Source organism: Streptomyces sp. SudanB5_2050 (assembly GCF_964272335.1).
In the GTDB taxonomy this organism is placed as follows: domain Bacteria; phylum Actinomycetota; class Actinomycetes; order Streptomycetales; family Streptomycetaceae; genus Streptomyces; species Streptomyces rochei.
Map to the genome: position 1 here is coordinate 5,641,931 of NZ_OZ186760.1, position 26,741 is coordinate 5,668,671.

The window sequence follows — 26,741 nt, forward strand, 5'->3', positions numbered from 1 at the left end:
TCGAGTCCTCCTCGTACCCCCACGTCCCCGTACGGAGCGCCCACGCCATGCCGAGCCTCACCGACACGACCCGCGACCGCATCCTCTTCGGCGGCGACTACAACCCGGAGCAGTGGCCCGAGGAGACCTGGCCCGAGGACGTGCGCCTGATGCGGGCCGCCGGGGTCAACTCCGTCACCCTCGGCGTCTTCTCCTGGTCGCGGCTCGAACCCCGGCCCGGGGTGCACGACTTCGGCTGGCTGGACCGGCTCATGGACCTGATGCACGCCGGCGGCATCGGCGTCGTCCTGGCCACCCCCACCGCCTCGCCGCCGCCCTGGCTGGGCCGGCTCCACCCGGACACGCTGCCCGTGGACGAGGACGGCCGCACCGAGCGGTGGGGCGGCCGCCAGCACTTCTCGCACTCCAGCGGCACCTACCGCCGGCACGCCGCCGCCATCACCGAGGCCCTGGCCGCCCGGTACGCGGGCCACCCCGCGCTCACCATGTGGCACGTCAACAACGAGTACTGCACCTTCGACCACGGCGACGAGGCCGCCGTCCGCTTCCGGCGCTGGCTCCGGGACCGGTACGGCACCCTCGACGCCCTCAACACGGCCTGGGGGACCGCCTTCTGGAGCCAGGGGTACGGCGACTGGGACGAGATCCTGCCGGCCCGCCGCACCCACTACCTGAAGAACCCCACCCAGGTGCTGGACTTCCGGCGCTTCACCTCCGACATGCTCCTGGAGTGCTTCACCGCGGAACGCGACATCGTCCGCCGCCACACCCCGCACCTGCCGGTGACCACCAACTTCATGCCGCTGTGGCACGGTCAGGACGCCTGGCGCTGGGCCGAGGAGGAGGACGTCGTCTCCGTCGACCTCTACCCGGACCCGCGCGACCCGCTCGGCGCCCAGCACGGCGCCCTGGTGCAGGACATGACCCGCTCCCAGGCGCGCGGACCGTGGATGCTCATGGAACAGGCGGCCGGCCCCGTCAACTGGCGCGGGGCGAACCACCCCAAGCCGCGCGGCCTCAACCGCCTGTGGTCGCTGCAGGCGGTGGCCCGCGGCGCGGACGCCGTCTGCTACTTCCAGTGGCGCCAGTCGCGGCAGGGCGCGGAGAAGTTCCACTCCGGCATGGTCGGCCACGCGGGGGAGGAGGGCCGCACGTACCAGGAGGTCAAGCGGCTCGGTGCCGACCTGGCCGGGCTCGGGCCGCACGTGGCGGGCACCCGCACCGCCGCGGACGTCGCCGTGCTGCACGACTGGCACTCCTGGTGGGCCGGCGACCAGGAGGCCCGCCCCTCCACCCGCTTCGGCTACCCGGACGTCCTGCACGCCTGGCACCGGGCGCTGTGGGAGGGCCGGCTCACCACCGACTTCGCCCACCCCGAGCACGACCTCACCTCCTACCGGGTGGTCGTGGTCCCCCAGCTCTACGCCCTCACGGACGCCGCGGTCGACAACCTCCTCGCCCACGTCCGCCGCGGCGGGACCCTCGTCTGCGGCTTCCTCACCGGCGTCGCCGACCAGGACGACCGGGTCAGGCCCGGCGGCATGGACGCGCGGCTGCGCGCGCTGTTCGGCATCCGCACCCTGCACGAGTGGTGGCCGCTGGAGGCGGACGAGACGGCCGCCTGCGAAGGCTTCCGGGGCACCCTGTGGTCGGAGGAGATCGAACCGGACGGCACCGCCGCGGAGACCGTCCCCTACCGGGGCGGTGAACTCGACGGGCTCCCGGCCGTCCTGCGCAAGGGGCGGGCCTGGTACCTCTCGACCCTCCCGGAACCGGCCGCGCTGCGCGACCTGCTGGCCCGCGTCTGCGCGGAGGCCGGCGTCCGGCCGGTGCTCGACGGCCTCCCGGCCGGCGTGGAGGCCGTACGCCGCGGAGACCTGCTGTTCCTCCTCCACCACGGCCGCGACACGGTCACCGTCGACCTCCCCGGCACCCACCGCGACCTGCTGACCGGCGAGACCGTCACCGACCGCGTCACCCTCGCCCGCCACGGCGTCGCGGTCCTCACGGAGCGTCCCTCATGAGGCCCACGCCCACGCCGACGCCGGGTGCGCCCGGCCCCGCCACGCCCGATGCGCCCGGCCCCGCCACGCCCGGAGCCCCGGCTCCCGGCGCCCGCGCGACCGCCCCCGTCACGCCCGGAGCCCCGGCTCCCGGCGCCCGCGCGACCGCCCCCGTCACGCCCGGAGCCCCGGCTCCCGGCGCCCGCGCGACCGCCCCCGCCCACGCGACCGCCCCCGTGGCCGGCGGCCCGTCCCCCACCGGAACCGACCGCCCCGTGCACGGCACCTGGGAGCCCGCCCCGGCCGCCCGCTGGGAGGACGCCTTCCTGAGCGGCAACGGCCGCCACGGAGCCATGGTGTTCGGGGATCCGGACGCCGACCGGGTCATCGTCACCCATCACACCCTGGTCCGCCCGGGCGGCGACGACGAGGACCGCCGCCCACCCCGTCTGGCCGCCGAACTCCCCGCCCTCCAGGACCGCCTGCTCTCCGGCGACACCACCGCCGCCGAGACCTTCACCGACGGCCGCCCGCTGCGCTGGGTACGCCCCTTCCACCCGGCCTTCCAGCTCCGCCTGAACCGGCCCCCCGGCGACCCCCGCGCCGCCTACCGCCGCGACGTCGACTTCACCACCGGCGAGGTCACCGCCACCCGCTCCACCTGGACCAGCCGGGTCTTCGTCTCCCGCGCCGACGACGTGATCGTCCAGCGCGTCACCGACCCGCACCTCACCCTCGACCTGTCCCTCGACCCCCGCCTCCCCGGCGCCCCCGCCGGTCTCGGCATCGGCCACGGAGCCGTGCTCACCCCCGAGGGCGCCCTGCTCAGCCTGCGCGCCCGCTACCCGGGCAGCGACGTGGCGTACACCGGCGTCACCCTGGTCGCCGTCACCGGCGGCACCACGAAGCTGGTCCCGCCCGGCGTCCTCGTCGAGGGAGCCACGGAGGTCCTGCTCCTCACCCGGGTGCGCCGGCACACCGGCGAGCTGGACGTGGTCGCCGAGGGCCGCGCCCTGCGCGACCTGCTCGACGGGACGGAGTACGACGCCCTCCTCGCCCGCCACCTCGAAGCGCACCGCACCGCCTACCGCCGGGTCACCCTCGACCTCGCGGCCGACCCGGCCGAACGCGCCCTCCCCGGCTCCGCGCTGCTGGAGCGCCCGCACAGCACGGCCCTGCTGGAACGCCTCTTCGCGGCCGGCCGCTACCACCTGCTCTCCGCCGGCGGGATGCTCCCGCCCCGCCTGACCGGCCTGTGGACCGGCGACTGGGACACGGCCTGGTCGGGAGCGTTCACCACCAACGCCAACCTCAACCTCCAGACCGCCTCCGCCGCCGCTGCCGCGCTGCCCGAGGTGACCGAGGCCCACGCGGCCCTCGTCCACCGGCAGCTGGCCGACTGGCGGGACAACGCCCGCGCGATCTTCGGCACCCGGGGCGTCGTCGCCCCCTCCCACACCGACGGCGAGAGCGGCCACACCTACCACTTCAGCCGCGAATACCCGCTGCACCTGTGGACGGCGGGCGCCGACTGGCTGCTCAAACCACTCGTCGACCACGACGAGACGTACGGCACCCGCGATCCCCGCACCACCGCCGCGCTCGCCGAAGTCGCCCTGTTCTACGAGGACTTCCTCACCCGCACCGACGACCGGGGCCAGGTGGTCGTCGTCCCCTCCTACTCACCGGAGAACCGCCCGGCCAACGCGGGCTGGGGCACCGTCAACGCGGCCATGGACCTCTCCGCCGCCCGGCACGCCCTGCTGACCGCCGCCGACCGCCACCCCGAGCACGCCGACCGCTGGCGCGCCCTCGCCGACCGTCTCCCGCCGCACCGCGTCAACACCGACGGAGCCCTCGCCGAATGGGCCCTGCCCGGCCTGGCGGACACCTACGACCACCGTCACCTCAGCCACCTCTACGGCGTCTGGCCGCTCGACGAGATCAACCCGTACGACACCCCCCGGCTCGCCGCCGCCGCCCACCGCGCCCTCGAACTGCGCGGCGCCGAGAACGACTCCGCCCACGGCCACCTGCACCACGCCCTCGTCGCGGCCCGTCTGCGGGACGGCGAACGGGTCGCCCACGCCCTGGGCCGGGTGCTCGGCGGTGACTTCTTCCACCCGTCCCTGATGAGCGCGCACTACCCCCGCCGCGACGTCTACAACGCGGACGCCGCGCACGCCCTCCCGGCCGTGATCGTCGAGATGCTGGTGCAGTCCACCCCGGACCGGCTGGTCCTGCTCCCCGCCCTCCCGGACACCTGTCGCGAGGGCGAGCTGAAGGGCGTACGCACCCGCTTCGGAGCGGAGATCGACCTCGCCTGGAAGGCCGACGGCAGCGCGACGGCCGTGCTGCGCCCCGCTCGCGCGCACCGCATCGAACTCAGGACTCCCTCCGGCGCCGAACCGCTCGACCTGGTCGCCGGGGAGGACCGCGTCATCAGCCTCGCGACGCGGTAGCGCCACCCGATTCCCCCCACCCGTGGAAGGAACGCCATGGCACCACGCACCCGCCCCCGCACCCGCGCCCTGACCGCCCTGCTGCCCCCGGCCCTGGCCCTCACGGCCACCCTCGGGCTCGCCTCCGCCCCCGCCCAGGCCGCCGTCTGGAACACCTGCGACCAGTGGGGCAACACCACCCTGAACGGCTACACCCTCTACAACAACATCTGGGGCTCCGGCGCCGGCAGTCAGTGCGTCTGGGCCAACTCCGGCACCGACTGGGGCGTCTGGGCCGACCACCCGAACACGGGCGGCATCAAGTCCTACCCGAACGCCAAGAAGGTGATCAACAAGCCGATCGTCTCCCTCGGCTCGCTCCGCAGCAGCTACGACGTCACCGTCCCGTCGTCCGGCGCCTACAACACGTCGTACGACATCTGGGACACGGACCACGACTACGAGATCATGCTCTGGGTCAACCACCACGGGGCCGTCGGCCCGCTCGGCAGCCCCCAGGGCTCGGTCACGCTCGGCGGCCACTCCTGGAACGTCTACAAGGGCGACAACGGCGCCAACGAGGTCTTCTCGTTCCTGCGCACCTCGGACTCGAACACCGGCACCGTGGACATCCTGCCGATCCTGAAGTGGATCAAGGACACCAAGGGCTGGATGGGCAACGAGACCATCGGCGACGTGCAGTTCGGCTACGAGATCACCTCGTCCGCCGGGGGCCTCGACTTCCGCACCCACAGCCTGACGGTCAGCGGCGGCTGACCCCGCCGCACCACGGCCGAGGGGCCGGTCCCGCCGGGGCCGGCCCCTCGTGCCGCGTCCGCCCTACCGCGCGACCGGCAGCCGCGCACCGTCCCGCAGGAACAGCGGGATGCGGTCCAGCGGCGCGTCCACCGTGACCACCGCCCCGCCCTCGTACGTCTCGCCCGTCCACGCGTCCGTCCAGCGCGCGCCCGACGGAAGGTAGGCCGAGCGCACCGTGGCCCCGGCCGTCAGCACCGGCGCCACCAGCAGGTCGCGGCCGAGGAGGTAGGCGTCGTCGACGTCCCAGGCGGCCTCGTCCCCGGGGAACTCCAGGAACAGCGGCCGCATCACCGGAAGCCCCTCCTCGTGCGCCTCCCGCATGACGTCCAGGACGTAGGGCTTCAGCCGTTCGCGCAGGCGCAGGTACTTCTCCAGGATCGGGTACGCCTCCGGCCCGTAGGACCAGACCTCGTTCGGCCCGCCGGTCATGTCGGGGCCCAGCGGCATGCCCGGGTCGCGGAAACCGTGCAGGCGCATCAGCGGGGACAGCGCGCCGAACTGGAACCAGCGCACCAGCACCTCGCGGTAGGCCGGGTCGTCCGGGTCGCCGCCGTGGAACCCGCCGATGTCCGTGTTCCACCAGGGGATGCCGGACAGCGCGGTGTTCAGGCCGGCGGCGATCTGGCGGCGCAGGGTGGCGAAGTCGGTGCCGATGTCGCCGGACCACAGCGCGGCTCCGTGGCGCTGGCTGCCGGCCCACGCCGAGCGGTTGAGGGTGATCACCTCGTCCACGCCACTGGCGCGCAGCCCCTCGTCGAAGGCGCGGGCGTTCTCGGCCGGGTACAGGTTGCCGACCTCCAGGCCCGGGCCCGCCCAGTAGCGCAGGTTCTCCGGGAAGCCGGGCTTCAGCTCGGGCTCGCAGGCGTCCAGCCAGAAGGCGGTGATGCCGTAGGGATCGAGGTAGTTCTCCTTGACCCGCGACCACACGAAATCACGGGCCTCGGGATTGGTCGCGTCGTAGAAGGCCACCTGGACCGTCGACGCCACCTCCTTGTCCGGCCAGTCGGCGTGCGCCATCGGGCCGTACTGGGTGCCGATGAAGTAGCCGCGCTGCTCCATCACCGGGTGGTTCTCGCTCAGCGGGGACACCGACGGCCAGACGCTGACCACCAGCTTGATGCCCAGCTCCTCCAGTTCCCGGACCATGGCCGCCGGGTCCGGCCACTCGGCCGGGTCGAACTTCCACTCGCCCAGGTGCGTCCAGTGGAAGAAGTCACAGACGATCGCGTCGATCGGCAGCCCGCGCCGCTTGTACTCCCGGGCCACGGCGAGGAGTTCGTCCTGGGTGCGGTAGCGCAGCTTGCACTGCCAGAAACCGGCCGCCCAGGCGGGCAGCATCGGCGTGCGGCCGGTCACCGCGCTGTAGCGGCGCTGGGTGTCGGCCGGGGCGCCGGCGGTGATCCAGTAGTCGATCTGGCGGGCCGAGTCGGCGACCCAGCGGGTGCCGTTGCGGGCCAGCTCCACGCGGCCGATCGCCGGGTTGTTCCACAGCAGCGTGTAGCCGCGGCTGGAGGTGAGGACCGGTATGGACACCTCGGCGTTGCGCTGGACCAGGTCCACGACCAGGCCCTTCTGGTCGAGCCGGCCGTGCTGGTGCTGGCCGAGGCCGTACAGCTTCTCGTCGTCGTGGGCGGCGAACCGCTGCTCCAGCCGGTGGTACCCGTTGCCGACGGCCGTGTACAGGCGCGGTCCGGGCCACCAGAAGTGGGCGCGCTCCTCGGCCAGCAGCTCCACGCCGTCGGCCGTCCGCACGTAACGGACCAGTCCCTCGGCGTCGACCTCCACGGTCAGCGCGCCGACGGTCAGCGAGCCCGCGCCGTCCTCGATCTTGACGGTGCTCCCGGTCCCCGGGGGGTCCGGCAGCAGGGCGCCCGGAAGGTCGTCCAGCACCGGGCCGCCGAGCCGGGCCCGCACCCGGACCGCGTCCGGGCCCCACGGCTCGATCCGCACGGTCTCCTGTCGGCCGCTCCACTCCAGCGCCCCGTCCCGCTCGCGCAACGTGCCGACGGTGGGGGAGGACTGGGCGAGGCTGACCTTGGGCGGTGTCTGGGCAGGCTGGGTCACGAGGCACGCTCCTGGGGGAGTTCCTGCGGAGGGAAGAGGTCCTGCGGGCGCCGCGCCGCGGGGCGTCCGTACGCGCCGCCCGTGCGACGAAGAGCGCTACGGCCGGACGGGCGCCGGCCCCGAGCTGGCCCGCACCGTCAGCTCCGGCGCGAGCAGCACGACCTCGTCGCCGCCGTGCCCGTCGAGCTTGGCGACCAACTGCTCCACGGCGCGCCGTCCCATCTCGTGGGCGGGCAGGGCGACGGAGGTGAGCCGCACCGACGCCTGGGTGGCCACCTGTTCGGGGCAGACCGCGACGACCGACACGTCCTCGGGCACCGCCCGGCCCTGCTGGCGCAACAGGGCGAGCAGCGGTTCGACCGCCGACTCGTTCTGCACGACGAACCCGGTGGTGTCCGGGCGTTCGTCGAAGACCCGGGCGAGGGTGGCGGCCATCGCGTCGTACCCGCCCTCGCACGGCCGGTGCAGCAGCCGGAGGCCCAGTTCCCGCGCGCGGGTGCGCAGCCCGTCGAGCGTGCGCTCGGCGAAGCCGGTGTGCCGTTCGTAGACCGCCGGCGCCTCACCGATGACGGTGATGTCGCGGTGCCCGAGGTCGGCCAGGTGCTCCACGCACAGTGCGCCGGTGGCCCGGAAGTCGAGGTCCACGCAGGTCAGCCCGGTGGTGTCGGCGGGCAGACCGATCAGCACGGACGGCTGGTCCGTGCCCCGCAGCAGCGGCAGCCGCTCGTCGTCCAGCTCGACGTCCATCAGGATCATCGCGTCGGCGAGTCCGCTGCCGGTGACGCGGCGCACCGCGTCGGGGCCCTCCTCGCCGGTGAGCAGCAGGATGTCGTACCCGTGGGTGCGCGCGGTGGTCGCGACGGCGACGGCGATCTCCATCATCACCGGTACGTACATGTCCGTGCGCAGCGGGATCATCAGCGCGATGATGTTGGACCGGCTGCTGGCCAGGGCACGCGCGCCGGCGTTCGGGTGGTAGCCGAGCTTCCTGATGCTCTCCTCGACCCGCCGGCGGGTGGTGGTGGAGATGGACCGCTTGCCGCTGAGGACATAGCTCACCGTGCTCGCCGAGACTCCGGCGTGCTGGGCGACCTCGGCGAGGGTGACCATCCAGCTCTCCAAGACGTGTGAAGCGCTTCGACTGCGCAGGGGGCGGACACTAGCGGGTGAGGGTGGTTCGACAGTAGCCGTGCCGGGAGTAGGTGTCCATAGGGCGTCGAAGCGCTTCGACAGCTTCTTCCTCCGGCGTCCCTCCCCGCCGTCTTGGGGCCGAACGGCCGCACGAGGGGTGGTGGGGTCCTCCGGGATCGGGTACATACGATCGGGTAGCACCGAGAAGTAACGTACGTCCCCAAGTCCGCGTACGGCGACCCGCGTACGGCGGACCGCGGTGAGCTCCACGGACGTACCGTCCCCCGATGCCGATACGCGGCGAGGTGAGCCTCATGTCCGCCCCCACCACCCCCTCCTCCCGACCCACCGTCACCGAACGTGAGGCCCGCCAGGTCGCCGAGGCGGCCCGCGAACAGCACTGGCGCAAGCCGAGCTTCGCCAAGGAACTCTTCCTCGGCCGCTTCCGCCTCGACCTCGTCCACCCCCACCCGCTCCCCGCCGACGAGGACGTCCAGCGCGGCGAGGAGTTCCTGGCCAAGCTGCGTGACTTCTGCGAGACGAAGATCGACGGGGCGGTGATCGAGCGCGACGCCCGCATCCCGGACGACGTGATCACCGGGCTGAAGGAGCTGGGCGCCTTCGGCATGAAGATCGACACCAAGTACGGCGGTCTCGGCCTCACCCAGGTCTACTACAACAAGGCCCTCGCCCTGGTCGGATCGGCGAACCCGGCGATCGGCGCGCTGCTCTCCGCGCACCAGTCGATCGGGGTGCCGCAACCGCTGAAGATGTTCGGCACCCAGGAGCAGAAGGACACCTTCCTGCCGCGCTGCGCCCGTACCGACATCTCGGCCTTCCTGCTCACCGAACCGGACGTCGGCTCCGACCCCGCGCGCCTGGCCACCACGGCCGTCCGGGACGGCGACGACTACGTCCTCGACGGCGTGAAGCTGTGGACCACCAACGGCGTCGTCGCCGACCTGCTCGTCGTCATGGCCCGCGTCCCGAAGCCCGCCGACGGCGAGGGCGGCCCGGACGCCAGGGGCGGCATCACCGCCTTCGTCGTGGAGGCCGCCTCCGAGGGCATCACCGTCGAGAACCGCAACGCCTTCATGGGCCTGCGCGGCCTGGAGAACGGCGTCACCCGCTTCCACCGGGTGCGCGTGCCCGCCGCCCACCGCATCGGCCCGGAGGGCGCCGGCCTCAAGATCGCCCTCACCACCCTCAACACCGGCCGCCTCTCCCTGCCCGCCATGTGCGTCGGCGCCGGCAAGTGGTGCCTGAAGATCGCCCGCGAGTGGTCGGCGGTACGCGAGCAATGGGGCAAGCCGGTCGCCCTGCACGAGGCGGTCGGCTCCAAGATCTCCTTCATCGCGGCGACCACCTTCGCCCTCGAAGCCGTCCTCGACCTCTCCTCCCAGATGGCCGACGAGGACCGCAACGACATCCGCATCGAGGCCGCCCTCGCCAAGCTCTACGGCTCGGAGATGGCCTGCCTGATGGCCGACGAGCTGGTCCAGATCCGCGGTGGCCGCGGCTTCGAGACCGCGGCCTCCCTCGAAGCCCGCGGCGAGCGCGCGGTCCCCGCCGAGCAACTCCTGCGCGACCTGCGCATCAACCGCATCTTCGAGGGCTCCACCGAGATCATGCACCTGCTGATCGCACGCGAGGCCGTCGACGCCCACCTCTCGGTCGCGGGGGACCTGATCGACCCCGACAAGAGCCTCTCCGACAAGGCGAGGGCGGGTGCGCAGGCCGGCGTCTTCTACGCCAAGTGGCTGCCGAAGCTGGTCGCCGGCCCCGGACAGCTCCCGCGCTCCTACGCCGACTTCCACCCGACCGGCCACCGGGACCTCTCCGGCCATCTGCGCTACGTCGAACGCGCGGCCCGCAAACTCGCCCGCTCCACCTTCTACGCCATGTCCCGCTGGCAGGGCCGGATGGAGACCAAGCAGGGCTTCCTGGGCCGGATCGTCGACATCGGCGCCGAGCTGTTCGCCATGAGCGCCGCCTGCGTCCGCGCCGAACACCTGCGCGCCGAGGGCGACCACGGCCGCGAGGCGTACCAACTCGCCGACGCCTTCTGCCACCAGGCCCGCATCCGCGTCGAGGAACTCTTCGGCCGCCTGTGGACCAACACCGACGACCTCGACCGCAAGGTGGTCAAGGGCGTGCTGGGCGGCGCGTACGAGTGGCTGGAGGAGGGGGTCGTCGACCCGTCGGGCGACGGCCCGTGGATCGCGGACGCCACACCGGGCCCGAGCACCAGGGAGAACGTCCGCCGCCCCATCGGCTGAGCGCCGACGGTCCGCCGACACGGCCCCGCCCGCCCGCGCCGACCCGGGCGGACGGGGGCCGCGCCCCCTTCCCGCGGTACCGCGACACCCGTGCGAGGGACGCGCTGTCCTCGCGGAGGGCCGTTGCGGCCACAATGGGGGAATGAGCGACAGTCCAGCCCCCCTCGCCGACCCCCACCTCGTGTACGACCCGGTGGCGGGCGACGGCCCGAAGGACGTGGTGATCCTCGGGTCCACCGGGTCGATCGGGACCCAGGCCATCGACCTCGTGCTGCGCAACCCGGACCGCTTCCGGGTCACCGCCCTGTCCGCCAACGGCGGCCGGGTCGCCCTCCTCGCCGAGCAGGCGTACCGACTGAAGGCGCGGACCGTCGCCGTCGCCCGCGAGGACGTCGTACCGGCGCTGCGGGAGGCCCTGCGGGCGCGGTACGGCGGCGGGGAGCCGCTGCCCGAGATCCTCGCGGGACCGGAGGCGGCCACCCAGGTCGCCGCCTCCGACTGCCACACCGTCCTCAACGGCATCACGGGCTCCATCGGGCTCGCCCCGACCCTGGCCGCCCTGGAGGCGGGCCGCACCCTCGCGCTCGCCAACAAGGAATCGCTCATCGTGGGCGGCCCCCTGGTCAAGGCCCTCGCCAAGCCGGGGCAGATCATCCCGGTCGACTCCGAGCACGCCGCCCTCTTCCAGGCGCTGGCCGCCGGCACCCGCGCCGACGTGCGCAAGCTGGTCGTCACCGCCTCCGGCGGCCCCTTCCGGGGACGGACCCGGGAGCAGCTGGCGAGCGTCACCGTCGAGGACGCCCTCGCCCACCCCACCTGGGCCATGGGCCCGGTGATCACGATCAACTCCGCCACCCTCGTCAACAAGGGCCTGGAGGTGATCGAGGCGCACCTCCTCTACGACATTCCCTTCGACCGCATCGAGGTGGTCGTGCACCCGCAGTCGTATGTCCACTCGATGGTCGAGTACACGGACGGATCGACACTGGCCCACGCCACGCCCCCCGACATGGGCGGGCCCATCGCCGTGGGCCTCGGCTGGCCCGAACGCGTCCCGGACGCCGCGCCCGCCTTCGACTGGAGCAAGGCGTCGACCTGGGAGTTCTTCCCCCTCGACGACGAGGCCTTCCCGTCGGTGAACCTGGCCCGGCACGTCGGGCAGCTCGCGGGCACGGCCCCGGCGGTGTTCAATGCCGCCAACGAGGAGTGCGTCGAGGCGTTCCGCTCCGGCGCGCTGCCGTTCCTCGGGATCATGGAGACCGTCACGCGCGTGGTCGAGGAACACGGCACCCCCCGTGCGGGAACCTCGCTCACCGTCCCGGACGTCCTCGAAGCGGAGACCTGGGCGCGCGCCCGGGCCCGGCAACTGGCGGCACAGACGGCGGAGGCCCGTGCATGACGACCCTGATGTTCATCCTCGGCATAGTCGTCTTCGCGGTCGGCCTGCTGTTCTCGATCGCCTGGCACGAGCTGGGGCACCTGTCCACGGCCAAGATGTTCGGCATCCGCGTGCCGCAGTACATGGTCGGGTTCGGACCGACCCTCTTCTCACGGAAGAAGGGCGAGACCGAGTACGGCGTCAAGGCCATCCCCTTCGGCGGCTACATCCGCATGATCGGCATGTTCCCGCCCGGCGCCGACGGCAAGCTGGAGGCCCGCTCCACCTCGCCCTGGCGCGGGATGATCGAGGACGCCCGCTCGGCCGCCTTCGAGGAACTCCAGCCGGGTGACGAGAAGCGCCTGTTCTACACGCGCAAGCCGTGGAAGCGCGTCATCGTCATGTTCGCCGGCCCGTTCATGAACCTCGTCCTCGCGGTCGTGCTCTTCCTGACCGTCCTGATGGGCTTCGGCATCTCCCAGCAGACCACCACCGTCAGCTCCGTCTCGAAGTGCGTCATCTCGCAGAGCGAGAACCGGGACGACTGCACCAAGTCCGACCCGGCCTCCCCGGCCGCCGCGGCCGGCCTGCGCGCGGGCGACAAGATCGTCGCCTTCGACGGCGTACGGACCGACGACTGGGACCGGCTGTCCAACCTGATCCGCGCCAACCCCGGCGAGAAGGTGCCGGTCGTGGTCGAGCGGGACGGCCGGGAGGTCACCCTCCAGGCGACCATCGCCACCAACAAGGTCGCCAAGAAGGACTCCAACGGACAGATCGTCGAGGGCGAGTACGTCACCGCCGGCTTCCTCGGCTTCAGCGCCGCCACCGGCGTGGTGAAACAGGACTTCGGCCAGTCCGTGACCTGGATGGGCGACCGGGTGGGCGACGCCGTCGACTCCCTGGCCGCCCTGCCGTCCAAGATCCCCGCCCTGTGGGACGCGGCCTTCGGCGACGGGCCCCGCGAGGCCGACTCCCCGATGGGCGTCGTCGGCGCCGCCCGCGTCGGCGGCGAGATCGCCACCCTCGACATCCCGCCCACCCAGCAGCTCGCGATGTTCGTCATGCTGGTGGCCGGCTTCAACCTCTCCCTGTTCCTCTTCAACATGCTCCCGCTGCTGCCGCTCGACGGCGGACACATCGCGGGCGCCCTGTGGGAGTCGCTGCGCCGGAACGCGGCCAAGGTGCTGCGCCGCCCGGACCCGGGACCGTTCGACGTGGCGAAGCTGATGCCGGTGGCCTACGTGGTGGCGGGCATCTTCGTCTGCTTCACGCTGCTCGTCCTGGTGGCCGACGTGGTCAATCCGGTACGGATCAGCTGACACCCGTACGAACCGGACCTCGCTGGTGATCCGGCGTGAGGCCCGATCCGGAGAGCATGTCCTCCCGGGCCGGGCTCACGCCGCCCGTACGGCAGATGGACGCCAAAGGATGCATCTCCCGTACGCCGTGTGCCGGGCGTTCACGTCCGTGCCGTAATCTCGAATGCCGGAGCCCGCCGCTGACGGGACCGGACCTTGATCCACGACTTGGGGTTGCACAGCAGATGACTGCGATTTCTCTCGGCATGCCGGACGTTCCGACCAGGCTCGCGGAGCGCCGCAAGAGCCGGCAGATCCAGGTCGGGACCGTGGCGGTGGGCGGCGACGCGCCCGTGTCCGTGCAGTCCATGACCACCACCCGTACGTCCGACATCGGCGCGACCCTCCAGCAGATCGCCGAGCTGACGGCGTCCGGCTGCCAGATCGTGCGCGTGGCCTGCCCCACCCAGGACGACGCCGACGCCCTCCCGGTGATCGCGAAGAAGTCGCAGATCCCGGTGATCGCCGACATCCACTTCCAGCCCAAGTACGTCTTCGCCGCGATCGAGGCCGGCTGCGCCGCGGTCCGCGTCAACCCGGGCAACATCAAGAAGTTCGACGACCAGGTCAAGGAGATCGCCAAGGCCGCCAAGGACCACGGCACGCCGATCCGCATCGGCGTCAACGCGGGCTCCCTGGACCGCCGCCTGCTCCAGAAGTACGGCAAGGCGACCCCCGAGGCCCTCGCCGAGTCCGCGCTGTGGGAGGCGTCGCTCTTCGAGGAGCACGACTTCCGCGACATCAAGATCTCCGTCAAGCACAACGACCCGGTCGTCATGGTCGAGGCGTACCGCCAGCTCGCCGCCCAGTGCGACTACCCCCTCCACCTCGGCGTCACCGAGGCCGGCCCCGCCTTCCAGGGCACCATCAAGTCGGCCGTCGCCTTCGGCGCGCTGCTCTCGCAGGGCATCGGCGACACCATCCGCGTCTCCCTCTCCGCCCCGCCGGTGGAGGAGATCAAGGTCGGCATCCAGATCCTGGAGTCGCTGAACCTGCGTCAGCGCGGCCTGGAGATCGTCTCGTGCCCGTCCTGCGGCCGCGCCCAGGTCGACGTCTACAAGCTCGCCGAGGAGGTCACCGCCGGCCTCACCGGCATGGAGGTGCCGCTGCGCGTCGCCGTCATGGGCTGTGTCGTCAACGGTCCGGGCGAGGCCCGCGAGGCCGACCTCGGCGTCGCCTCCGGCAACGGCAAGGGCCAGATCTTCGTCAAGGGCGAGGTCATCAAGACCGTCCCCGAGTCCAAGATCGTGGAGACCCTCATCGAGGAGGCGATGAAGATCGCCGAGCAGATGGAGGCCGACGGTGTGACCTCCGGCGAGCCCTCGGTCTCGGTCGCCGGCTGACCCACCCCCGCTCCTGCCGCGTCGCCCCGGGAGGCGGCGCGGCATTTTCGCGGCAGGTACAGTGCGGAGACCAGCAGATCTCAGGGTGAGGCCCCCGCACGTGTTGACGCAGACCACCTCCCGCGTGCTCGAACCGAGCGACCTGGACGCCGCGCTCGCCGTCCTCGACCGCGAGCCGGTAACGAACGCCTTCGTGACCGCCCGCGTGCAGGTCGCCGGCCTCGACCCCTGGCGCCTCGGCGGCGAGATGTGGGGCTGGTACGAGCACGGCATGCTGACGTCCCTGTGCTACGCGGGCGCCAACCTCGTCCCCATCTGCGCCACCCCGCGCGCCGTGCGCGCCTTCGCCGACCGCGCCCGCCGGGCCGGCCGCCGCTGCTCCTCCATCGTGGGCCCCGCCGACACCACCGCCCAGCTCTGGCGCCTGCTCGAACCGGGCTGGGGCCCCGCCCGTGAGGTCCGTGCCCGCCAGCCCCTCATGGTCACCGACCACCTCCCCGACGACATCGCCCCCGACCCGTACGTCCGCCGCGTCCGCAAGGACGAGATGGAGCGGATCATGCCGGCCTGCGTGGCGATGTTCACGGAGGAGGTCGGCATCTCCCCGCTGGCCGGCGACGGCGGCCTGCTCTACCAGGCCCGGGTCGCCGAACTGGTCGGCTCCGGCCGCTCCTTCGCCCGCTTCGACGCCGACGGCAAGGTCGTCTTCAAGGCCGAGATCGGCGCCGCCACCGACCGCGCCTGTCAGATCCAGGGCGTATGGGTGGCCCCCGAGTACCGGGGCAGGGGCCTCGCGGCCCCCGGCATGGCGGCGGTCCTCCGCTACGCCCTCGCGGACGTCGCCCCGGTGGTGAGCCTCTACGTCAACGACTTCAACACGGCGGCCCGGCGGACCTACCGGCGCGTGGGCTTCCAGGAGGTCGGCGCGTTCATGAGCGTGCTGTTCTGAAGCCGCCCGGGCAGCTCCCGGCACACCACCGGAAGCCCCCTGTAGGCTCCCGCACATGGACGTCGTGATCGGCCCTCTGGACCTCTCCGCCCACGTCGACGAGGCCCTGGCCGTCCAGGCCGCCGCGTTCGGCCTCGGCCCCGACGAGGTGGCCGTCCGCCGCCAGATCGTCCAGCGCCACATGACCTACCGCGGTGCCCGCGCCCTCGGCGCCACCGTCGGCGGCGACCTCGTCGGCTTCGTCTACGGCATGCCCAACGACCGCGCCCACTGGTGGTCCACCGTCGTCGAGCCCTACCTCCGCGCCCGGGACAACGACGCCTGGCTCGACGACTCCTTCGTCATCACCGAACTCCACGTCCACCCCGCCCACCAGAACCGCGGCCTGGGCCGCTCCCTGATCACCACGATCACCGACGCGGCCACCGAACCCCGGTCGATCCTCTCCGCCATCGACCGGGACAGCCCCGCCCGCGGCCTCTACCGCTCCCTCGGCTACCAGGACCTCGCCCGCCAGGTCCTCTTCCCGAGCGCCCCCAAGCCGTACGCCGTGATGGGCGCCCCGCTGCCGCTGCGCAGGCGCTAACCGATTTCCACCGCGCCGGACCACCCGGCTAACCTCCTAGCACCACCCTTACGCAGCAGGAGACACGAGAACCATGGCCAACGCACAGGTCCAGCGCATGTCGAAGTTGATGGCGAAGACGCTGCGCGACGACCCGGCGGACGCCGAGGTCCTCAGCCACAAGCTGCTGGTCCGCGCCGGGTACGTGCGCCGCACCGCCGCCGGCCTGTGGAGCTGGCTGCCGCTCGGCAAGAAGGTCCTCGGCAACATCGAGCGCATCGTCCGCGAGGAGATGGACGCCATCGGCGCCCAGGAGGTCCAGCTCCCCGCCCTGCTGCCGCGCGAACCGTACGAGGCCACCGGCCGCTGGGAGGAGTACGGCCCCGAACTCTTCCGCCTCCAGGACCGCAAGGGCGGCGACTACCTCCTCGGCCCCACCCACGAGGAGATCTTCACCCTCCTCGTCAAGGACCAGGCGTCCTCCTACAAGGACCTGCCGGTCATCCTCTACCAGATCCAGAACAAGTACCGCGACGAGGCCCGCCCCCGGGCCGGCATCCTGCGCGGCCGCGAGTTCCTGATGAAGGACTCCTACTCCTTCGACGTCGCCGACGAGGGCCTGGCCGAGTCCTACGCCCTGCACCGCGCCGCCTACCAGCGCATCTTCGAGCGCCTTGGCCTCGACTACCGCATCTGCGCCGCGACCGCCGGCGCGATGGGCGGCTCCAAGTCCGAGGAGTTCCTGGCCCCCGCCGAGGCGGGCGAGGACACCTTCGCCGACTGCCCGAACTGCGACTTCGCCGCCAACACCGAGGCGATCACCTACGCGCTGACGCCCGTGGACGCGACCGGCGTCCCCGCCGCCGAGGACATCCCCACCCCCGACACCCCCACCATCGAGACGCTGGCCGCCTCCCTCGGCGTCCCGGCCTCCGCCACCCTCAAGAACCTCCTCGTCAAGGTGGACGGCGAGATCGTCGCGGTGGGCGTCCCCGGCGACCGCGAGGTCGACATGGACAAGGTCGAGGCGCACTTCGCCCCGGCCGCCGTCGAGCTGGTCACCGCCGAGGACTTCGTCGGCCGCCCCGACCTGGTCCGCGGCTACGTCGGCCCGCAGGGACTGGGCGAGAAGGTCAAGTACATCGCCGACCCCCGCGTCGCGCCCGGCACCGCGTGGATCACGGGCGCCAACAAGGAGCACACGCACGCGAAGAACGTCGTCGCGGGCCGCGACTTCGAGGTCGACGCGTACGTGGACGTGGTCGTCGTCCGGGAGGGCGACCCCTGCCCGAAGTGCGGCACCGGCCTCAAGCTCGACCGCGCCATCGAGATCGGCCACATCTTCCAGCTCGGTCGCAAGTACACCGACGCCCTCAAGCTCGACGTGCTCGGCCAGAACGGCAAGCCGGCCCGCGTCACCATGGGCTCCTACGGCATCGGCGTCTCCCGCGCGGTGGCGGCCCTCGCGGAGCAGCACGCCGACGAGAAGGGCCTCGTCTGGTCCAAGGAGGTCGCCCCGGCCGACGTCCACGTCGTCGCCGCCGGCAAGGCCCTGCAGACCGAGCTGGCCCTGGAGGTCTCCGACAAGCTGGCCGCGGCGGGTGTCCGCGTCCTGGTGGACGACCGCGCGGGTGTCTCCCCGGGCGTCAAGTTCACCGACGCCGAACTCATCGGCGTCCCGCAGATCCTTGTCGCCGGCCGCCGCTCCGCCGAGGGCGTGGTCGAGCTCAAGGACCGCCGCACCGGCGAGCGCGAGGAAGTGACGGTCGAGGAGGCCCTCGCCCGCCTCACCAACTGACGCCGCGGACGGCGTGACCGTGGGGGCGGGTACAGCGACCCGGTGTTCACGGTCACCCGGCGTGGGTGTGGGCCGGGGGTGGGTATGCGCGGCCCGGCGCTACGGGGTGCCGCTGCGCCCACCCGTGCCGCCCCAGCGGCACGACTGCCCGCAGCTGGGTGGATGACTGCCCGCAGCTGCGGCTGCTGCGGCTGCTGCGGCGGGGTGGCGCGGCAGGGCGGCGGCCACCGCGCGCCGTGCGCGCCCCGCGCGTACGGGTAGCCGCGTACGGCGGGAAGGGGACGTGTCGGGGGGTGTCCGCCCGCAGCGGTTGGCGCGTCCGCGCCGTCCAGATCTGTGGCCGACCGATTTCGCGCCGTTCCGAGGACGGACACCCCCCGGCGCGGCCCCGACCCACAGACAACCGCACGCGCTACGCGCACCCCCACCGAACCCGCACAGGCGCCGCAGGCATCCCACCCACACACCCGCACAGGCCGCCGCAGGCACCCACCCGCACCGCCGCCGGAGGTACCCGCACCGCCGCCGGAGGCACCCGCACCGCCGCCGGAGGCACCCGCACCACCGCCGCAGGCACCGTCACAGCCAGCCCGCGAACTCCAGCAACAGCTCCGCGTCCTGCTCACGCCCCACCCGGCGGGCCCGCACCCCCGACTCCACAGCCCGGAACAGCGTCCACCCCCGCAGCCGCTCCTGGTCCACCTCGAGCGACTCCGCGAGCCGTTTGATCCGGCGCCGAGTGGTCGACGCCCCCGAGGGCTGGGCCACGAGGTCCTCCACCCGGTCCCGCACCAGCCGCGCCAGATCGAAGGCGCTCTCGCCGACCACCGGATCGGGCCCCACGGCCAGCCACGGCATCCGTTCCCCGGCGAGCACCTTGCTCTGCCGGAACGTACCGTGCAGCAGCCGCTCCTCAGGAGCCCCGGCCAGCAACTCCCCGCGCACCCCGAGCGCCGCGTCGACCAACGGCGCCACCTCCGGGTCGGCCACCGCGCCCGCCCGCATGGCCTCGGCCTGCCGCCCGGTCCGCTGCGCCACGGTCTCGAAGGGATGATCCGCGGGCGGCTGAACCCACAGCCGGCGCAGCGCTCCCGCGGCCTCCAGCAGCGCCTTCGACTCCGGCAGCGACCGCACCGACACGTCCGGATGCAGCCGCTCCAGCAGCAGCACCCCCTCCGTGGTGTCCGCGTCCTCGGCCAACTGCACGGCTCCCCGGCCACCCCAGTGCGCCAGCGCCGCCCGCTCACTCTCCGGACGCGCCCGACGCGGGGCCAGCTTCAACACCGCCGGCGTCCCGTCGGCCCTGCGCACCAGGACGACCAGGCTGCTGCGCCCGCCGGGCACCTGCACCCGCTCCACGGTCAGATCACGCGCCCGCACGGCCCGCTCGGCCGCCTCGGGCAGCCTCTCCAACCAGTCGTCACCGTCCGGTGCCGTCTCACCGAGCGCCCTGACCAGACGCCGCGGCGGTTCGAAAGCCATGCGCGAGCCGTTCCCTTCCCGTACGGGCAGCCGTACGTGTCACGCGGTCGGAGTCGCCGACCCGGCCCGCTCGGCGAGCCCAGGGAAGGCTACGCTCCCGCCCCGCCAGCGCGCCGCACGGACCGCCGCCTCGCGCAACGCCCCGGCCGCCGCCGTCCGCCGATCGCCGCCGACCGCCCGCACCAGGTCCGAGTAGACACCGGCCACCCGCTCCTCCAGCTCGGCCGCCAGCCGTACCGCGGACGCCGCGTCCGGCACCTCGAAGGGCAACGCGTACCCGGCCGCCGACGCCACCGGCCGCGCCCCCAGATCGCGCACGTCGCGCGCCAGCGCGTCCCGCCGCGCCCGATGCGCGTCGTGCGCCGCACGCGCCTCGGTGCGCCGTTCCTCGCCGACCCGCCCGCCGACGACCCCGTAGCCGTACACGGCCGCGTGCTCCGCCGCCAACGCCGCCTGGAGGGCGTCCAGCTCCCGGTCCTCCGCCTCGCTCACCCGTCACCCTCCGTCAGCAGATACACGTGCGCCGCCCCGGCCGCCGCCACCGAGGCCAGCAGCCGTGCCAGCTCGCCCGGCACCTCCGCCAGGACCCCGGTCCGCCGGCCCGCCAGTTCCCGCTCGGCGTCGGCGAGGAGCGCCAACGCGTCCTTCTCCCGGGCGGGAACGCCGGACGGGGGAACCGTTTCGGAGCCGTCCTGCGGCCCCGCGGCCCGCGCGGACACCGAGGGCGACGCCTCGGGCGAGGGGGCCCGTACGGCTCCGAACGCCTCCGCGTGCCGCAGGACGTCCTCCCGCAGCGGCCGCAGCCGCTCCGCCAGCCCCGGGTGCGCCGCGATCACCGCCGTGTACCGCCCGGCCAGCACCTCGCTGTCCCGGGCCGCACGCGCGCGGGCCCGCTCGGTGGCGGACGGACCGCCGTCCGGGTCACCGGAGTCGGACCCGCCGGAACAGCCGACGAGCAGCGCGGCCCCGGCGGCCGACGCGAGCAGGCTCCTTCTGCGCGGCCCCGAGGGCAGGCGCGGCGATGCGGGAAGCGACACGGCAGACGTCCTCGACGGGCTCGTACGGAAGCGGAGGGCACAGCGGAGGCGAAACGACGACGGAACGACGGAACGACGGAACAACGGAACGACGACAGACGACGACGGAACGACGGACGGCGCACACCGCTGCCCACGCTGCGGCCCGCCCGTGATCACGGTACCCGGGCCCAGCCCGGACACCACCTTTCGGCACCCCCCTTCGGCACCGCCGATCCCGCCCGCCCCACCGCCCCCGTCGTGCGCCGCCGAGCCGGGGGTGGACGGCAACACCCCCCGGGACCGGATACCCTTTGACCAGACACGCGACCCATCCCACAACAGCACACGCGGCCGAGGAGTCACCCGGATGAGCACCACCCAGAGCGAGAGGCTGCGAGAGCTGCTTGAGCCGCTCGTCGCCTCCCAGGGACTGGACCTCGAGGAGATCGCGGTGGACTCGGTCGGCCGCAAGCGTGTGCTGCGGGTGGTCGTCGACTCCGACACCGGCGCCGACCTGGACCGGATCGCCGATGTGAGCCGCGCGCTCTCGGCGAAGCTCGACGAGACCGACGCGATGGGCGACGCGGAGTACACCCTGGAGGTCGGCACCCCGGGCGCCGAGCGCTCCCTCACCGAGCACCGCCACTTCGTGCGCGCCACGGACCGCCTGGTGCGGTTCCAGCTCCACGAGGGCGGCGAACTGGTCGCCCGCATCCTCGGCGTCGACGACGACGGCCTCGACCTGGAGGTCCCCGGGGTCAAGGGCCGCAAGGCCACCACCCGCAGGATCGCCTTCGGCGAGATCGACAAGGCCCGCGTCCAGGTCGAGTTCAACCGCAAGGACGACGGCGGCGCCAAGGCCCCCAAGCCTTCCGAGAGCACCGAGCACGACACCCAGCATGACCCTGAGCACGACACCGAGAACAACAGCGTGAACACGACGGAAGAGGAGGAGGCGTAGCCGTGGACATCGACATGAGCGCCCTGCGGGGTTTGGTCCGGGAGAAGGAGATCTCCTTCGACCTGCTGGTCGAGGCGATCGAGTCGGCCCTCCTCATCGCCTACCACCGCACCGAGGGAAGCCGCCGGCACGCGCGCGTGGAGCTCAACCGGGAGACCGGGCACGTGACCGTGTGGGCGAAGGAGGACCCCGACGACCTCGAGGAGGGCCAGGCGCCCCGCGAGTTCGACGACACCCCGTCCGACTTCGGCCGCATCGCGGCCACCACCGCCAAGCAGGTCATCCTGCAGCGGCTGCGCGACGCCGAGGACGACGCGACGCTCGGCGAGTACGCCGGCCGTGAGGGCGACATCGTCACCGGCGTGGTCCAGCAGGGCCGCGACCCGAAGAACGTACTGGTCGACATCGGCAAGCTGGAGGCCATCCTGCCGGTGCAGGAGCAGGTCCCCGGCGAGTCCTACCCGCACGGCACCCGCCTGCGGTCGTACGTCGTCCGGGTGGCCAAGGGCGTGCGCGGCCCCTCCGTGACGCTCTCCCGCACCCACCCCAATCTGGTGAAGAAGCTCTTCGCCCTGGAGGTCCCGGAGATCGCCGACGGGTCGGTCGAGATCTCCGCGATCGCCCGTGAGGCCGGCCACCGCACCAAGATCGCGGTGCGCTCCACCCGCTCGGGTCTGAACGCCAAGGGCGCCTGCATCGGTCCCATGGGCGGCCGGGTGCGCAACGTCATGGGCGAGCTGAACGGTGAGAAGATCGACATCGTCGACTGGTCGGACGACCCGGCCGAGATGGTGGCGAACGCGCTCTCCCCGGCCCGCGTCTCCAAGGTGGAGATCGTGGACCTGGCGGCCCGCTCCGCCCGGGTGATCGTGCCGGACTACCAGCTGTCGCTGGCCATCGGCAAGGAGGGCCAGAACGCCCGCCTCGCGGCCCGGCTGACCGGCTGGCGGATCGACATCCGTCCGGACACCGAGCAGCCCTCCGACCAGCCCTCCGGCGGGAACCGGGAGTAGAACCGGGCCTTCCGGCGGGTAGTGGGGGAATAGATCCAAGCCGCGCGGCGCTGAGATCACGACAGTCTGGCGTGCGGCGTGTGTTCGATTCTTGCCCCAAAGGGGTGAGGTCGGTCCGGGGAGGTAGACTTAGGAGTGTCTGGCCGGACACGTACCCGAGCACGCCCCGAGCGCACCTGCGTGGGGTGCCGGGAGCGAGCGGTCAAGAGCGAGCTGCTGCGCACCGTGGCGGTCGAGGGCGAATGCGCCCCCGATCCACGCGGTACGCTGCCCGGCCGGGGTGCGTACGTGCACCCCGCACCGGTCTGTGTCGACCAGGCAGTGCGCCGCAAGGCGTTCCCACGGGCGCTCCGCGTCCCGGGACCGCTCGACGTAAAGGCGTTGCGCCACTACGTCGAGCAGGCACAAGGTTGCTGACAGCAGCATGTCGGCGACGTGCTAAGGAAGACGTGCCGCACGGAACCCCGTGCGGCCTGGTACCTCGCGAGTCGAAAGCAGGTCGAGATTGCGATGAGCACTCGATGAGTACGCGATGAGTACGCCCATGAACTAGCGACGGTCCGGACGCAACCCGGACCTCAGAGGAGCGAAGTGGCTAAGGTCCGGGTCTACGAACTCGCCAAGGAGTTCGGTGTCGAGAGCAAGGTCGTCATGGCCAAGCTCCAGGAACTCGGTGAATTCGTCCGTTCGGCGTCTTCGACGATCGAAGCGCCCGTAGTACGCAAGCTGACAGACGCCTTCCAGCAGGGTGGCGGAAACGGCCGGTCCGCCGGTCGTCCCGCGGCCCCGAAGAAGGCTGCCCCCAGGCCGTCGGCGCCGTCCCCGGCGCAGGCGGCCCGCCCGGCTGCGCCCCGTCCGGGTCCGGCGGCTCCGGCCGCCCCCAAGCCCCCGGCCGCCCAGCAGCCCGCGGCTCCGTCGGCCCCCGCGCCGGCGCCCTCCCAGGGTCCGCGTCCGACGCCGGGCCCGAAGCCCGCGCCGCGTCCGGCCCCGGCCGCCCCGGAGTTCACCGCTCCGCCGTCGGCCCCGGCCGCTTCGTCCCCGGCTCCGGCCGGCCCGAAGCCCGGTGGCGCGCGTCCCGGCGCCCCCAAGCCCGGTGGCGCCCGTCCGGCCGGTCCGGGTCAGGACCGCGGCCAGCAGGGCGGCCAGGGCCGTCCCGGTGGCCAGCGTCCCGGTGCCCCGGGTCAGCGTCCCGGCGGCCGCCCCGGCGGCCCGCGTCCGGGCAACAACCCCTTCACCTCCGGCGGCAACGCCGGCATGGCGCGCCCGCAGGCGCCCCGTCCGCAGGGCGGCCCGCGCCCCGGTGGCCCCGGTGCCCCCGGCGCCGGTCCCCGTCCGCAGGCTCCCGGCCAGGGCGGCGGCCCTCGTCCCCAGGCTCCGGGCGGCAACCGCCCGACCCCGGGCTCGATGCCGCGTCCGCAGGGCGGCCAGGGCGGTCCCCGTCCCGGCGGTCCGCGCCCGAACCCGGGCATGATGCCGCAGCGTCCCGCTGCCGGCCCGCGTCCCGGCCCCGGTGGCGGCGGTCGCGGTCCCGGCGGTGCCGGTCGTCCCGGCGGTGCCGGTCGTCCGGGCGGCGGCGGCTTCGCCGGTCGTCCCGGCGGCGGTGGCGGCGGTCGTCCCGGTGGCGGCGGCGGTTTCGCCGGTCGTCCCGGTGGTGGCGGCGGCTTCGGCGGCGGCGGTGGCCGTCCCGGCTTCGGTGGCCGTCCCGGCGGTCCCGGCGGCCGTGGTGGCACGCAGGGCGCCTTCGGCCGTCCCGGCGGTCCCGCGCGTCGTGGCCGCAAGTCGAAGCGGCAGAGGCGCCAGGAGTACGAGGCCATGCAGGCCCCGTCGGTCGGCGGCGTGATGCTGCCTCGCGGCAACGGCGAGACCATTCGCCTGTCGCGCGGTGCCTCGCTCACCGACTTCGCGGAGAAGATCAACGCCAACCCGGCGTCGCTCGTCGCGGTCATGATGAACCTCGGCGAGATGGTCACCGCGACCCAGTCCGTCTCCGACGAGACGCTCCAGCTCCTCGCCGACGAGATGAACTACACGGTTCAGATCGTCAGCCCGGAGGAGGAGGACCGCGAGCTGCTCGAGTCCTTCGACCTGGAGTTCGGCGAGGACGAGGGCTCCGAGGAGGACCTGGTCGTCCGTCCGCCGGTCGTGACCGTCATGGGTCACGTCGACCACGGTAAGACCCGACTGCTCGACGCCATCCGCAAGACGAACGTCATCGCGGGCGAGGCCGGCGGCATCACCCAGCACATCGGTGCCTACCAGGTCGCGACCGAGGTCAACGACGAAGAGCGCAAGATCACCTTCATCGACACCCCGGGTCACGAGGCGTTCACCGCCATGCGTGCCCGTGGTGCCCGGTCGACCGACATCGCGATCCTGGTCGTCGCGGCCAACGACGGCGTCATGCCGCAGACGGTCGAGGCGCTCAACCACGCCAAGGCGGCCGAGGTCCCGATCGTCGTCGCGGTCAACAAGATCGACGTCGAGGGTGCCGACCCGACCAAGGTGCGCGGTCAGCTGACCGAGTACGGCCTGGTGGCCGAGGAGTACGGCGGCGACACCATGTTCGTCGACATCTCCGCCAAGCAGGGTCTGCACATCGACTCCCTGCTGGAGGCCGTGGTCCTCACCGCGGACGCCTCGCTCGACCTGCGTGCCAACCCGCACCAGGACGCGCAGGGCATCTCGATCGAGTCCCGTCTCGACCGCGGCCGCGGTGCCGTGGCGACGGTCCTCGTCCAGCGAGGCACCCTGCGGGTCGGCGACACGATGGTGGTGGGCGACGCCTACGGCCGCGTCCGCGCCATGCTCGACGACAACGGCAACAACGTCGCCGAGGCCGGTCCCTCGACGCCGGTCCAGGTCCTCGGCCTGACCAACGTCCCGGGCGCCGGTGACAACTTCATCGTGGTCGAGGAGGACCGTACGGCCCGCCAGATCGCGGAGAAGCGCGCCGCCCGTGAGCGCAACGCCGCGTTCGCCAAGCGCACGCGCCGCGTGTCGCTGGAGGACCTGGACAAGGTGCTCAAGGCCGGCGAGGTCCAGCAGCTGAACCTGATCATCAAGGGTGACGCCTCCGGTTCGGTCGAGGCCCTCGAGTCCTCGCTGCTCCAGCTGGACGTCGGCGAAGAGGTCGACATCCGCGTCCTGCACCGCGGTGTCGGTGCGGTCACGGAGTCCGACATCGACCTGGCGATGGGCTCCGACGCCATCGTGATCGGCTTCAACGTGCGCGCCGCCGGGCGGGCACAGCAGATGGCCGAGCGCGAGGGTGTGGACGTCCGGTACTACTCGGTCATCTACCAGGCGATCGAGGAGATCGAGGCGGCCCTCAAGGGCATGCTCAAGCCGGAGTACGAAGAGGTCGAGCTGGGCACGGCGGAGATCCGCGAGGTCTTCCGCTCGTCCAAGCTGGGCAACATCGCGGGTGTTCTCATCCGCTCCGGCGAGGTCAAGCGCAACACCAAGGCGCGCCTCCTGCGCGATGGCAAGGTCATCGCGGAGAACCTCAACATCGAGGGTCTGCGTCGCTTCAAGGACGACGTCACCGAGATCCGCGAAGGCTTCGAGGGCGGTATCAACCTCGGAAACTTCAACGACATCAAGGTCGACGACGTCATCGCGACGTACGAGATGCGCGAGAAGCCGCGGGTGTAACACCCTCGACTTCGAAGACGGTGCGGTCCGGGGCCGGTCGGCGGAGAGCAATATCCGTCGATCGGCCCCGGCCGTTCGTTGTACGGTTCTGATGTCCCCGCCCGTGGATGGCGGGGCCATCGATCCCGGACCGGCGGGTGAACCGGTTGCACATGTATGTGGGGACGCTGTCCTTCGACCTCCTCCTCGGCGACGTACATTCGCTGAAGGAGAAGCGCTCCGTCGTCCGCCCGATCGTCGCCGAACTCCAGCGGAAGTACGCGGTGAGCGCGGCGGAGGTGGATCACATGAACCTCCACCGCCGGGCCGTCATCGGCCTGGCCATGGTGTCCGGCGACGCGGGGCACCTCAGTGACGTACTCGACCGGTGCGAACGGCTGGTGGCCGGCCGGCCCGAGGTGGAACTGCTGTCCGTCAGGCGGCGCTTCCACGGCGAGGACGACTGACCGCGAACACGACAGACCCACGAAACACAGAGAAG

The 26,741-nt window shown here is 72.7% G+C and carries 20 protein-coding genes; 15 read left to right on the forward strand and 5 right to left on the reverse strand.

What is annotated here, in order from left to right; all coding sequences use genetic code 11:
- Window positions 1-47: 47 nt before the first annotated feature.
- Genes ACFZP7_RS25270 through ACFZP7_RS25280 form a run of 3 tightly spaced genes read left to right on the forward strand, consistent with a single transcriptional unit; the run spans window position 48 to window position 5,221 of the window.
- Window positions 48-2,024: a beta-galactosidase gene (locus ACFZP7_RS25270; RefSeq protein WP_385635875.1), complete on the forward strand. Its 1,977-nt coding sequence runs from the start codon at window positions 48-50 to the stop codon at window positions 2,022-2,024.
- On the forward strand, window positions 2,021-4,465 hold the full coding sequence (locus ACFZP7_RS25275) for a glycosyl hydrolase family 95 catalytic domain-containing protein (protein ID WP_385635878.1): 2,445 nt from the start codon (window positions 2,021-2,023) through the stop codon (window positions 4,463-4,465). The genes ACFZP7_RS25270 and ACFZP7_RS25275 overlap by 4 nt, the downstream gene beginning before the upstream one ends.
- Window positions 4,466-4,501: 36 nt before the next feature.
- The gene (locus ACFZP7_RS25280) at window positions 4,502-5,221 is read left to right on the forward strand and encodes a GH12 family glycosyl hydrolase domain-containing protein (protein ID WP_385635881.1); all 720 of its coding nucleotides are present in this window, start codon (window positions 4,502-4,504) and stop codon (window positions 5,219-5,221) included.
- Window positions 5,222-5,284: 63 nt separating this feature from the next.
- Here ACFZP7_RS25280 and ACFZP7_RS25285 read toward each other — a convergent pair whose 3' ends face one another.
- Window positions 5,285-7,327, reverse strand: coding sequence for a TIM-barrel domain-containing protein (locus tag ACFZP7_RS25285; RefSeq protein WP_385635883.1), 2,043 nt, complete (start codon window positions 7,325-7,327; stop codon window positions 5,285-5,287).
- A 96-nt stretch (window positions 7,328-7,423) separates the two neighbouring features.
- Complete coding sequence (locus tag ACFZP7_RS25290; protein ID WP_046249502.1) at window positions 7,424-8,437, reverse strand: LacI family DNA-binding transcriptional regulator; 1,014 nt, start codon at window positions 8,435-8,437, stop codon at window positions 7,424-7,426.
- A 335-nt stretch (window positions 8,438-8,772) separates the two neighbouring features.
- Between ACFZP7_RS25290 and ACFZP7_RS25295 the strand changes: the two genes are divergently transcribed.
- The 7 genes from ACFZP7_RS25295 (at window position 8,773) to ACFZP7_RS25325 (ending at window position 18,131) form a co-directional block, all read left to right on the forward strand.
- The gene (locus ACFZP7_RS25295) at window positions 8,773-10,737 is read left to right on the forward strand and encodes an acyl-CoA dehydrogenase family protein (protein WP_385638520.1); all 1,965 of its coding nucleotides are present in this window, start codon (window positions 8,773-8,775) and stop codon (window positions 10,735-10,737) included.
- A 142-nt stretch (window positions 10,738-10,879) separates the two neighbouring features.
- Entirely contained in the window at window positions 10,880-12,136 is a 1,257-nt protein-coding gene (gene dxr, locus ACFZP7_RS25300) for a 1-deoxy-D-xylulose-5-phosphate reductoisomerase (RefSeq protein WP_031019281.1), read from the forward strand.
- Window positions 12,137-12,144: 8 nt separating this feature from the next.
- Window positions 12,145-13,437 carry an RIP metalloprotease gene (locus ACFZP7_RS25305; RefSeq protein ID WP_078855297.1) on the forward strand — a complete coding sequence of 431 codons (1,293 nt, stop codon included), beginning with the start codon at window positions 12,145-12,147 and terminating at the stop codon, window positions 13,435-13,437.
- Window positions 13,438-13,661: 224 nt separating this feature from the next.
- A complete protein-coding gene (ispG, locus tag ACFZP7_RS25310; RefSeq protein WP_046249503.1) occupies window positions 13,662-14,819 on the forward strand; it encodes a flavodoxin-dependent (E)-4-hydroxy-3-methylbut-2-enyl-diphosphate synthase in 1,158 nt (385 codons plus the stop codon).
- A 100-nt stretch (window positions 14,820-14,919) separates the two neighbouring features.
- Entirely contained in the window at window positions 14,920-15,768 is an 849-nt protein-coding gene (locus ACFZP7_RS25315; RefSeq protein WP_031022196.1) for a GNAT family N-acetyltransferase, read from the forward strand.
- A 55-nt stretch (window positions 15,769-15,823) separates the two neighbouring features.
- The gene (locus tag ACFZP7_RS25320) at window positions 15,824-16,354 is read left to right on the forward strand and encodes a GNAT family N-acetyltransferase (protein ID WP_019331203.1); all 531 of its coding nucleotides are present in this window, start codon (window positions 15,824-15,826) and stop codon (window positions 16,352-16,354) included.
- A gap of 73 nt (window positions 16,355-16,427) precedes the next feature.
- Window positions 16,428-18,131, forward strand: a complete 1,704-nt coding sequence (locus ACFZP7_RS25325; RefSeq protein WP_385635886.1) for a proline--tRNA ligase — start codon at window positions 16,428-16,430, stop codon at window positions 18,129-18,131.
- A gap of 579 nt (window positions 18,132-18,710) precedes the next feature.
- Here ACFZP7_RS25325 and ACFZP7_RS25330 read toward each other — a convergent pair.
- Genes ACFZP7_RS25330 through ACFZP7_RS25340 form a run of 3 tightly spaced genes read right to left on the reverse strand, consistent with a single transcriptional unit; the run spans window position 18,711 to window position 20,650 of the window.
- Window positions 18,711-19,613, reverse strand: a complete 903-nt coding sequence (locus tag ACFZP7_RS25330; RefSeq protein ID WP_062130450.1) for an aminoglycoside phosphotransferase family protein — start codon at window positions 19,611-19,613, stop codon at window positions 18,711-18,713.
- 39 nt (window positions 19,614-19,652) lie between these two features.
- On the reverse strand, window positions 19,653-20,105 hold the full coding sequence (locus tag ACFZP7_RS25335; protein WP_385635889.1) for a DUF4439 domain-containing protein: 453 nt from the start codon (window positions 20,103-20,105) through the stop codon (window positions 19,653-19,655).
- Complete coding sequence (locus ACFZP7_RS25340) at window positions 20,102-20,650, reverse strand: hypothetical protein (RefSeq protein WP_019330969.1); 549 nt, start codon at window positions 20,648-20,650, stop codon at window positions 20,102-20,104. Before ACFZP7_RS25340 ends, ACFZP7_RS25335 begins: the two co-directional genes overlap by 4 nt.
- A 349-nt stretch (window positions 20,651-20,999) precedes the next feature.
- Here ACFZP7_RS25340 and rimP point away from each other — a divergent pair, with 349 nt between their 5' ends.
- From rimP to ACFZP7_RS25365, 5 genes are all read left to right on the forward strand, one after another.
- Window positions 21,000-21,593 (forward strand): ribosome maturation factor RimP, encoded by a 594-nt coding sequence (gene rimP, locus ACFZP7_RS25345; protein ID WP_019330970.1) that lies wholly within the window; start codon window positions 21,000-21,002, stop codon window positions 21,591-21,593.
- Between the two features lie 2 nt (window positions 21,594-21,595).
- Window positions 21,596-22,606: a transcription termination factor NusA gene (gene nusA, locus ACFZP7_RS25350; protein ID WP_031022186.1), complete on the forward strand. Its 1,011-nt coding sequence runs from the start codon at window positions 21,596-21,598 to the stop codon at window positions 22,604-22,606.
- 135 nt (window positions 22,607-22,741) lie between these two features.
- Window positions 22,742-23,023: a YlxR family protein gene (locus tag ACFZP7_RS25355; protein WP_078495261.1), complete on the forward strand. Its 282-nt coding sequence runs from the start codon at window positions 22,742-22,744 to the stop codon at window positions 23,021-23,023.
- Between the two features lie 174 nt (window positions 23,024-23,197).
- Window positions 23,198-26,260, forward strand: a complete 3,063-nt coding sequence (infB, locus tag ACFZP7_RS25360; protein WP_078912196.1) for a translation initiation factor IF-2 — start codon at window positions 23,198-23,200, stop codon at window positions 26,258-26,260.
- Between the two features lie 152 nt (window positions 26,261-26,412).
- Window positions 26,413-26,706, forward strand: a complete 294-nt coding sequence (locus tag ACFZP7_RS25365; protein WP_019330973.1) for a DUF503 domain-containing protein — start codon at window positions 26,413-26,415, stop codon at window positions 26,704-26,706.
- Window positions 26,707-26,741 lie beyond the last annotated feature (35 nt).

Excerpts from the sequence above, each read along its gene's own strand:
- ACFZP7_RS25270 (WP_385635875.1), top strand. The coding sequence starts at position 48 with ATGCCGAGCCTCACCGACACGACCCGCGACCGCATCCTCTTCGGCGGC.
- ACFZP7_RS25275 (WP_385635878.1), top strand. The coding sequence starts at position 2,021 with ATGAGGCCCACGCCCACGCCGACGCCGGGTGCGCCCGGCCCCGCCACG.
- ACFZP7_RS25280 (WP_385635881.1), top strand. The coding sequence starts at position 4,502 with ATGGCACCACGCACCCGCCCCCGCACCCGCGCCCTGACCGCCCTGCTG.
- ACFZP7_RS25290 (WP_046249502.1), bottom strand. The coding sequence starts at position 8,437 with ATGGTCACCCTCGCCGAGGTCGCCCAGCACGCCGGAGTCTCGGCGAGC.
- ACFZP7_RS25295 (WP_385638520.1), top strand. The coding sequence starts at position 8,773 with ATGTCCGCCCCCACCACCCCCTCCTCCCGACCCACCGTCACCGAACGT.
- dxr (WP_031019281.1), top strand. The coding sequence starts at position 10,880 with ATGAGCGACAGTCCAGCCCCCCTCGCCGACCCCCACCTCGTGTACGAC.
- ACFZP7_RS25305 (WP_078855297.1), top strand. The coding sequence starts at position 12,145 with ATGTTCATCCTCGGCATAGTCGTCTTCGCGGTCGGCCTGCTGTTCTCG.
- ispG (WP_046249503.1), top strand. The coding sequence starts at position 13,662 with ATGACTGCGATTTCTCTCGGCATGCCGGACGTTCCGACCAGGCTCGCG.
- ACFZP7_RS25320 (WP_019331203.1), top strand. The coding sequence starts at position 15,824 with ATGGACGTCGTGATCGGCCCTCTGGACCTCTCCGCCCACGTCGACGAG.
- ACFZP7_RS25325 (WP_385635886.1), top strand. The coding sequence starts at position 16,428 with ATGGCCAACGCACAGGTCCAGCGCATGTCGAAGTTGATGGCGAAGACG.
- ACFZP7_RS25330 (WP_062130450.1), bottom strand. The coding sequence starts at position 19,613 with ATGGCTTTCGAACCGCCGCGGCGTCTGGTCAGGGCGCTCGGTGAGACG.
- rimP (WP_019330970.1), top strand. The coding sequence starts at position 21,000 with ATGAGCACCACCCAGAGCGAGAGGCTGCGAGAGCTGCTTGAGCCGCTC.
- ACFZP7_RS25365 (WP_019330973.1), top strand. The coding sequence starts at position 26,413 with ATGTATGTGGGGACGCTGTCCTTCGACCTCCTCCTCGGCGACGTACAT.